General features: G+C 61.9%; 7 protein-coding genes and 1 tRNA gene. 2 read left to right on the forward strand and 6 right to left on the reverse strand.

What is annotated here, in order from left to right; translation table 11 throughout:
* Positions 1-304: YbaK/EbsC family protein (locus EN884_RS15680; RefSeq protein ID WP_164895022.1), on the forward strand; the 304-nt coding region annotated here is incomplete at its 5' end.
* 113 nt (positions 305-417) lie between these two features.
* Here the strand turns inward: EN884_RS15680 and EN884_RS15685 are convergent.
* The 6 genes from EN884_RS15685 to EN884_RS15710 form a co-directional block, all read right to left on the reverse strand.
* Positions 418-494: transfer RNA gene (locus tag EN884_RS15685), tRNA-Pro, on the reverse strand.
* A 354-nt stretch (positions 495-848) separates the two neighbouring features.
* Positions 849-1,616, reverse strand: a complete 768-nt coding sequence (locus tag EN884_RS15690) for an outer membrane beta-barrel protein (RefSeq protein WP_013532224.1) — start codon at positions 1,614-1,616, stop codon at positions 849-851.
* Between the two features lie 290 nt (positions 1,617-1,906).
* Complete coding sequence (locus tag EN884_RS15695) at positions 1,907-3,163, reverse strand: O-antigen ligase family protein (RefSeq protein ID WP_063167772.1); 1,257 nt, start codon at positions 3,161-3,163, stop codon at positions 1,907-1,909.
* Positions 3,160-4,695 (reverse strand): undecaprenyl-phosphate glucose phosphotransferase, encoded by a 1,536-nt coding sequence (locus tag EN884_RS15700; RefSeq protein WP_063167773.1) that lies wholly within the window; start codon positions 4,693-4,695, stop codon positions 3,160-3,162. Before EN884_RS15700 ends, EN884_RS15695 begins: the two co-directional genes overlap by 4 nt.
* 94 nt (positions 4,696-4,789) lie before the next feature.
* Complete coding sequence (locus EN884_RS15705; RefSeq protein WP_063167774.1) at positions 4,790-5,920, reverse strand: glycosyltransferase family 4 protein; 1,131 nt, start codon at positions 5,918-5,920, stop codon at positions 4,790-4,792.
* A gap of 10 nt (positions 5,921-5,930) precedes the next feature.
* Positions 5,931-6,494 (reverse strand): polysaccharide biosynthesis/export family protein, encoded by a 564-nt coding sequence (locus tag EN884_RS15710; RefSeq protein ID WP_013532220.1) that lies wholly within the window; start codon positions 6,492-6,494, stop codon positions 5,931-5,933.
* A gap of 260 nt (positions 6,495-6,754) precedes the next feature.
* Here EN884_RS15710 and EN884_RS15715 point away from each other — a divergent pair.
* Positions 6,755-8,588: GumC family protein (locus EN884_RS15715; RefSeq protein ID WP_128360618.1), on the forward strand; the 1,834-nt coding region annotated here is incomplete at its 3' end.

Genomic DNA, 8,588 nt, shown 5'->3' on the forward strand with positions numbered 1-8,588 from the left:
CCGCACCATGCTGGTGGTGACCAGCGGCATCGCCAGGCTGGACAACCGCAAGTTCAAGGACCAGTTCGGCGGCAAGCCGCGCATGCTCGACGCGGCGGAAGTTGTCGAAGCGACGAGCCACCCGGTCGGCGGCGTCTGCCCGTTCGGCCTGCCGGCGCCGCTGCCGGTCTATTGCGACGTATCGCTGCGCGAATTTGACGAGGTCGTGCCCGCGGCAGGCGCCACCAATGCGGCGGTGCGGATCAGCCCGCAGAGGATGGTTGAGCTGATTGGGGCTGAGTGGATCGATGTGTGCCAGGGGTAGCCCAAGCCAGAGTTCAAGCGGCAGAGCACATGGTTGCCCCGATCCGAGATTTGGCCGGGCTGACCGAAGCATCTGGAGAGGCGGACTTCGGGGGCAAGTCCTGCTTTCAAATTTGGTCGGAGTGGCCGGATTCGAACCGACGACCCCTTGACCCCCAGTCAAGTGCGCTACCGGGCTGCGCTACACTCCGGACCGCGGAAAGCCCTATATTCTCAAGGGTTCAGAAGCAAGAGGCGAATTCGCTGAAATTGGTGAAATGGGAACAGATGGTGTCCCGGTGTGCCTTTGGTGACCGAAAGTCACACCGACAAATCATACCGCAAGTGCTGCTTAGGTTCCGGTCACCGAGGGCGGACACACTACGTGCTTTGTCTTGCCCTGGAAGGGCATAGCCTGCACCGCTCTAGGCTGCAATTGCCCAAAGAAGTTCAAGACTTCGTTCAATCGCCAGAATGTTCGAAGGAATATGTAGGCTACGAGGAAAGGGGAGCGCTGACGAGCTCCCCTGACGCTAGATCTGATCCGCGAAAATGATGTCGATGCACTACTGACCCATTCCAAACTTGTAGGTTAGCCGGGCCATCACGGCATCGACCTTTGCCTCTGTGCGATAGGTCTCGGGATTGTCGCCGAGAGTGCCATCATCGAACACGTTGTCGCCCGTGCTCGTCTTATGGCCGAGGTCAACGTGGGTGTAGTCCACGCCAAGCGAGAGGTTGTTCGTAAGGGCATAGTCGATGCCAGCGCCGAGCGCATAGCCGTTCTGCCACTCATTCTTTTCGTAGGTCACCAGGGCGTCGTTGTCTCGGGCGCGGAAATCCACCTTGCCGCCGGCATAACCAGCCTTGGCATAGATCAGCACGCGATCGAAGGCGTAGCCGACGCGGCCGACGACCGTGGCATAATTCGAGATTTTGGCGGTCTCGGTGTCGCTGTCCGGGAAATAGGGGCTGGTGATGGTCTTGCGGATGCCCGTTGCCGTCCAGGTCGCTTCGCCGCCCAGAATGAACTGTCCCCACTGCCATTGCGCGCCTGCATGGATACCGCCGGCTACGCCGGCTTTGTTGAAGTCAAATCCTTCTGTTCCCGCCGGAACGAGGTCGGTGAAGAACCCACCGTTTGGCTCGGTCATATCCGTTGCCGTGATGTCACCATTGGCAACGCCGAGATGGCCGCCGACATAGAGGCCGCTCCAGTCATAGGCCGACCCCGCAACCGGGGCCAACATGTCTGCTGCTGACGCGGTGCTTGCCGACAGGGCGGCAACCGCGAGAACTGCTAAGAATCTATTCACGTATTTCTCCCAACCCAAGTAATTCCCTCGGGAACAACAATAGCCGGGAGCGAAATGAAATTATGTGATGTTTTTGCCACAACCGCATATTTTTGCCATGGACCAACCGTCCGTCGAGCACTCGATCTACACTGGCCTGACGCTTCAAAACGCAAATGAAGCCGAGTAAAGCGCATGTAGAGCGCCTAGTCAGGAAATCCATCAGAAACTTCGTATTCGGGAAGCTCTCGAAGCTGTCTTCGTCGTGATGTAGAGCGGGCCGGATCTCCACCGAAGGCCAACGTGAAGCCCTCTCACTCCCGCGACTTTTATGCCGGTGCCGGCGAGCCCTGTAAGGCAGGCCGCAACAGCAGTTGATGCCTATATTCCAGCGCGATGGCGCCCCAGATCAGGCCGAGCAGCAGGTAGACATGGCGCCAGTGGTCGATGTCGATGAAGGTGCCGAGCCCGATATTGCCGATGAAGGCGACATAGGCGCACAGGAGATAGGGCTGCCACGGCCGGTCGCGCAGCAGGATGCGGAAGCCGGCTGCTATCGTCCACAAGACGAGCGCGAGGAACGACACGAAGCCGAGCCAGCCATAATCCATCAGCATCTTCAGCCAGATGTCGTGGGTGTCTTCACCGAAGATCGTGCCGAAGACCAGCGGGCCGATGCCGAACGGATGCTCCATCGCCATCTGGAAGCCGATGCCGTAGCGGGCGAAGCGGCCGAGGCGGGCGGTGTCGTAGCTCTGTTCGAGATGGGCACGGTTGGAGAACATCTCCGACACGCCGGGCAGCTGCAGGATGACGATCATGGCGACGACCAGCAGCGCCAGTGCTGCAATCGTCATCACCACCACGCGCAGCCGGAACATGCCGCTGGCGCTCTGCAGGAACAGGCAGCCGGTGAGCAGGACGGCCGAAACGGCGAACATGCCCCAGGCGCCGCGCGAAAAGGAGAAGAAGATGCCGGCGGTGATGATCAGCAGTGGCACCGCCAGCAGCGGCATGCGCGTCACCGGTCCGGTCAGGAGCAAATAGAGCAGATAGATGCCGGGCAGCACCAGGAACGGTCCAAACACGTTCGGATCCTGGAAGGCGCCGGCGGCACGGTCGTATTTGGTGAACATCTCGGCGCCCGGAAAGGCATGGAAGTAGCCTGCAATGCCAAGCAGCGAGGTGGCCACGGCCGAAACCACATAGGCAATGAAGATCAATCGGTAGAGGCTCGGCTGTACGGCTGTGATCGATGCGAAGAACACCGCGCTGAAGGCGAGAAACAGCGACACGGCGAGATAGAGCGGCGTGTTGGCGAGGTCCGCCATCTGCGTCATGGAGATCATGCCGCCGATGTTCATCGTCACCAGCAGCACCAGCAGCGGCGTTGCCGCGCGGGAAATCCGCAAGCCGAAAAGCGCCCAGATGGCAATCAGCCCCGCCATGTAGAGCTCATAGGGCGCCGGCTCGCTGATGACGAAGCCGGACAGCAGAATGCCGATGAAGACCGCGCCCGAGGAAATCAGCGCGACCAGCTTGGCGTTGACCACGACCTGCGGCAGATCATGGCTGATCGCGCTCAATAGGCGTTTTCCGTATTGAGCAGCCGGAGCGGCGTCAGGAACAGGATCCGCAAATCGAACAGCAGCGACCAGTTCTCGATGTAGTAGAGATCATACTCCGTGCGCATGCGGATCTTCTCGTTGGTGTCCATCTCGCCGCGCCAGCCATTGATCTGCGCCCAGCCGGTGACGCCGGGCTTGACCTTGTGGCGGGCGAAATAGCCGTCGACGACCTCGTTGTAGAGCAGGTTATGCGACTGCGCGGCGATGGCGTGCGGACGCGGGCCGACCAGCGATAGCGAACCCAGAAGCGAATTGAAGAACTGCGGCAGCTCGTCGATCGAGGTCTTGCGGATGAAGCGGCCGACGCGGGTGACGCGAGGATCGTTCTTGGTCACCGTCTGCTTGGCGGTCGGGTCGGCCTTGTCGGTATACATCGAACGGAACTTATAGACCTCGATGATCTCGTTGTTGAAACCGTGCCGCTTCTGATGGAACAGCACCGGACCCTTGCTGTCGAGCTTGATGGCGATGGCGGTCGCCAGCATGACCGGCGAGAACACGACGATGCCGATCAGGCTGAAGACGATATCGAAGGCGCGTTTGGCCACCGAATCCCAGTCGTTGATCGGCTTGTCAAAGATATCCAGCATCGGCACCGCGCCGATGTAGGAATAGGCACGCGGGCGAAACTGCAGCGCGTTGGAATGCGCCGAAAGCCGGATGTCGACCGGCAGCACCCACAGCTTCTTCAGCAACTGCAGAACGCGGGATTCGGCGGTCAGCGGCAGCGACACGATCAGCATGTCGATGCGGGCTATGCGGGCGAATTCAATCAGTTCCGAAATGGTGCCGAGCTTGGGGTAGCCGGCGACGATGGGCGGCGAGCGCTTGTCGCTGCGATCGTCGAAGATGCCGCAGATGCGGATATCGTTGTAGGGCTGCTTTTCGACCGAGCGGATCAGGATTTCCGCCGCCTTGCCGCCGCCGACGATGACGGCGCGCCGCTCCATGCGGCCATCGCGCGCCCAGGCCCGGATCAGCTTCGACATTACCAGCCTGAGGCCGAAGATGAGAACGAAGCCGATGACGAACCAGCTGCCCAACAAAAGGCGCGAATAGTTTTCCGACATCTTCATGACGAACGCCGTCAGCGCCATCAGGGCGAAAGTGCCGGCCCAGACCAGCAGCACACGGCCGAAATTGGCGATCGGCCGCATCAGGGCGACGATCTGGTAGCAGTCGGTGACGTCGAGCAGCACCACGGCAAGGAACGACGCGGCGGCGATCGTTACCGGATACTGCCAGGCGAGATAATTGAAGAACCCGACATAATGGAAATAGACGGCGAGCCCGGACAGGAACAGCAAGCCGAATTCGACCATGCGCAGGACGCCGCTGACCATGATCGGCGACATCGTATCGCGCCGGTACTGCGAGGCGACCTGGCGCGCGACATCGTTCATGCCGCTTGGCGTGTCGCCATCGGCCGGGCCGTCGAATTTACGCACCGCCTCTGCTGAAAAGCGGCGCGCGGGGTCGATCTCGTTCATGAGGGCTTTCCGCAAGCTTCCCCTCGGTCATAGCAAAAGAGAGCTAAGAAACCCTTGAAACAACATACGGCTTTGGAACGGCTTGGTCCTGCGCCTACTTGTCGAGCGCGGCGAAATAGGCGTTCTCGATGTCGGCGGCCATCACATCGGCGCCGAAGCGTGCCTTGAGGTCGGCCCCATCCGGCATCAGGTCGCGATAGGCGGCCGGGTCGGCCAGCGCTTGGCTCATCCTTTCGGCGAGCTCGATCGGGTCAGGTCGGATCAGGGCAGGGGAACCGGTGTCGAATATCTCCGGAATGCCGCCGACCGCTGTTGCGATCATCGGCTTTCCCGCGGCAAGCGTTTCCAGGACGATATAGGGCATGGCTTCGGCGCGCGAAGGAACGATGATAAGCGCGGCAAGGGCAAAGGCCTCCCTGGCCGGCATCGGCGGTAGGAAGCGGACATGGCGCTCGAGCCCGAGGCGTTTCACTTGCCCGTGGTAACGCGGTAGGTCGTCGCCGTCGCCGACCATCACCGCGGTCAGCGCGCGGCCGAACCGTGGGCCGGCGAGCGCCAATGCGTCGATGAAGATGTCCGGCCCCTTCAGGTCGCGCATCATGCCGATATAAAGCAGGTCGGCTGCGTCCGGCGCGGTGATCACCGGCTCGAATTCAGTGGCGCGCAGGCCGTTATAGACGAGGGTGTTGGGAATGGGCGGCTCGCCGACCTTGTGGCGATAGGTCCGCCGCTCATAGTCCGAGACAAACAGCAGATAGTCGGTGAAGCGAGCCATGAAGCGCTCGAGCGCGAAGAACAGCTTTCCGGTGGTCGTGTTCTCGTCATAGTGGAGGGAGCCGCCATGCGGCGAATAAAGGCGGGCTACGCGAGACCTTGATACCCGCAACAACGAGCCGAACAGACGGGCATAGGCGCCACCCTTGGCGCCGTGCCCGTGCAGTACGTCCGGCCGCAATTCCTTGATGATCCTGTACGTGCGCCAAGCCGAGGCAAGGTCGCCGGGACCGACGTGGCGCTGCATCGGCGTGCGATGAATGCCGAGCGCCAGCATGTTCTTCATCTGCTCGAACAGATGTTCCTCGAACGCGCCGCCCGTCGTCGAATCGCAGACGATGCCGACGGAATGCCCGGCGGCGACCTGCGCCTCGGTCAGGTCGCGCACATGCCGGAAAATTCCTCCGACGGGTGAGCGAAAGCAATGGACGATCCTGAGCCTGTCCGCCACTTGGTATCTGTCAGAACAGGCGTTCGCGGACGTAGACCGTATCGCCCGGCAGCAGCGGGTCGGAGGTGACCACGCGGCCGGTCATCACCTTGCCGTTGATGTCGCGGGTGATGTCGACGCTTTCCTGGTTGGCGCGCGGCGTGAAGCCGCCGGCAATGGCGATTGCCTTCTGCACCGTCAGGCCGGGGACGTAAGAGTATTGGCCGGCGGCACCCACTTCGCCCATGACGAAGATCGGCCGGTAGCGGTCGATCTCGACCGAAACGTCGGGATCGCGCAGATAGCCTTGCCGCAATTTGTCGGCGATCTCCTTTTCCATCTGCTGCGCGGTGTGGCCGCGCGCCGGTATGGCGCCGACAAGCGGGAAGGAGAGATAGCCGGATTGATCGACGCTGTAGGTGTTGGTCAGCCCGTCCTGCTCGAACACGGTGACGCGGACGCGATCGCCGGCGCCAAGACGATAGGGCTGATCGAGCACCTCATGGAAGGCGGCCGGCGTCGGCCGGTAGCTGGAACAGCCAGCCAGCATCGATACGGCAAGCAGCGCGCGAAACAGGGAAGCAGTGCTTTTCATGACCGGACAAGTACCTTCGACTGGGCCGCTGCGGCGTCGCAGCAAACATCAGGGATCGAGGCCCGTTATCATCCTGTTAGGGTTAATGGCCGGTAAAGGGAGCGGCCGACACGTGGCGCATCGGCAAGAGTTTTTGCGATTTCTGGCGGTTTTGTTTGTCGCCCGCCAGTAAACCCTAACGGAAACTTACCGCGATCTTAACGGCTGAGTTACCATAGTTGTTTACGGTGCGTGCTGACCCAGTATCGGAGTAGGGATGCATGTCCGTTCAGTCCGCGGCCGCAGATGTCGATGTCGATCTCAGGCAGCTCTTCGCCAGCCTGGCGAGGAATTGGCTGCGTATAGGCCTCGTCGTCCTGTTGGCGACCGGGCTGGCCTTTGCTTTCGCCTCGCTGGCAACCCGGCACTACAAGGCCGAGACGCAGGTGGAGATCGCGCCGCGCGAATCCATCTACACGCGGCCGGCCAGCAACAACAACGACACCGACAAGCCTATTCTCGACGAGCAGGGCGTCGCCACCCAGGTCCAGATCATTTCCTCCAACGAAATCCTCAAGCAGGTCTCGCAAAAGCTTGGGCTGGAAAAACTGCCCGAGTTCAATGAAGCGCTCGACATGTCGGCGCTGAGCCGCGCTCTGGTCCTGGTCGGCCTGAAAAGCGACCCGATGGAAATTCCGACGGAAGAGCGCGTGCTCAAGAAAATGCACGAGAAGCTCAACGTCTACGGCGTCGAGAAGACCCGCATCATTGCCATCGAGTTCTCATCGGAAGATCCCAAGCTCGCGGCCGCCATACCGGACGCCATCGCTGCCGCCTATATAGCGGGGCAAGGGGCGGCCAAGCTCGAATCGAACAGCGCCGCGGCAGACTTCCTGGCGCCCGAGATCGCCGACCTGCAGCGGCAGGTCAAGGATGCGGAGGCGAAGGTCGCCGCCTACCGAGCCCAGTCCGATCTTCTGATGGGTGGCAACAATTCGGTGCTGGCCACCCAGCAGCTTTCGGAACTGTCGAGCGAACTGTCGAAAGTGCGCGCCAACCGCGCTGCGGCCGAAGCGACCGCCGACGGTGTGCGCAGGGCGCTGCAGAATGGCGGTTCGCTGGACGCAGTGCCGGAGGTTCTGTCATCGGACCTGATCCAGCGCTTGCGTGAGCGACAGGTCGAATTGCGCTCCAACATCGCCGATCTGTCGACGACGCTGCTTGGCAATCATCCGCGCATTCGCGCGCTGAAATCGCAACTGTCCGATCTCGACGCGCAGATCCGCAGCGAGGCCCAGAAGATCATGAAAGGCCTGTTGATGCAGGCCGAGACGGCAAAGGCCCGCGAGAACCAGCTCGTCGCCGACGTCAACACATTGAAAGCCGCTTCGGCGCAGGCCGGCGAACAACAGGCCGACCTCGACGCACTGCAGCGCGACGCGACCGCCAAGCGACAGCAGCTCGAACTCTACCTGACCAACTACCGCGAAGCCGCTTCGCGCCAGGACCGCAACTATCTGCCGGTCGACGCCCGGATCGCCTCGAAGGCGTCGGTTCCCTCCGAGGCCTATTTCCCGAAGGTGGGGCCGATCGTCGGCGCGGCTTTCGCCGCATCGCTGCTGATCATGGCCATCGTGACGCTTCTGCGGGAGCTGTTCTCAGGCCGCGCGATGCGGCCGGCGAGCGGTTCCCGTTTCGAACGGATCGATGAGGTCGCGATGCCCCATGTGGCGCAGACGCCGGCCGCCAAGCCATTTGTCCGCCACGAGCCTGCCGTCTTCCAGGAACCCGTCATTCACCAGGAACTGCCTGAACCTGCGCATGAAGCCGATGCGGAGCCTTTTGCCGCTGCGATGCAGGCCATGGCCGAGGCGCCGGATGCGGTCGCAATGCCCGCTACGGCGGCGACAGAGCAAACGGTTGTCGAGCCCGAACCGGCGCGCTCCACCCTGGGCGAGATCGACATCGAAAGGGCTGCCGAAAAGCTGATCTCAAGCGGTGCGGCGCGCGCCATATTCGTCTCGCCGGAAGGCGACGAGGCGGCTGCATCGGCGATCCTGGTGGCGCGCGAAGTCGCCGACGCCGGGCTGCGCGTGCTGTTGCTGGACCTCACAG

Source organism: Mesorhizobium sp. M7A.F.Ca.AU.001.01.1.1 (genome assembly GCF_004022735.1).
Classification (GTDB): Bacteria; Pseudomonadota; Alphaproteobacteria; order Rhizobiales; family Rhizobiaceae; genus Mesorhizobium; species Mesorhizobium ciceri.

What these genes read in the sequence shown, in the direction of transcription:
- EN884_RS15700 (WP_063167773.1), bottom strand. Translation starts at nt 4,695, where the DNA reads ATGAACGAGATCGACCCCGCGCGCCGCTTTTCAGCAGAGGCGGTGCGT.
- EN884_RS15710 (WP_013532220.1), bottom strand. Translation starts at nt 6,494, where the DNA reads ATGAAAAGCACTGCTTCCCTGTTTCGCGCGCTGCTTGCCGTATCGATG.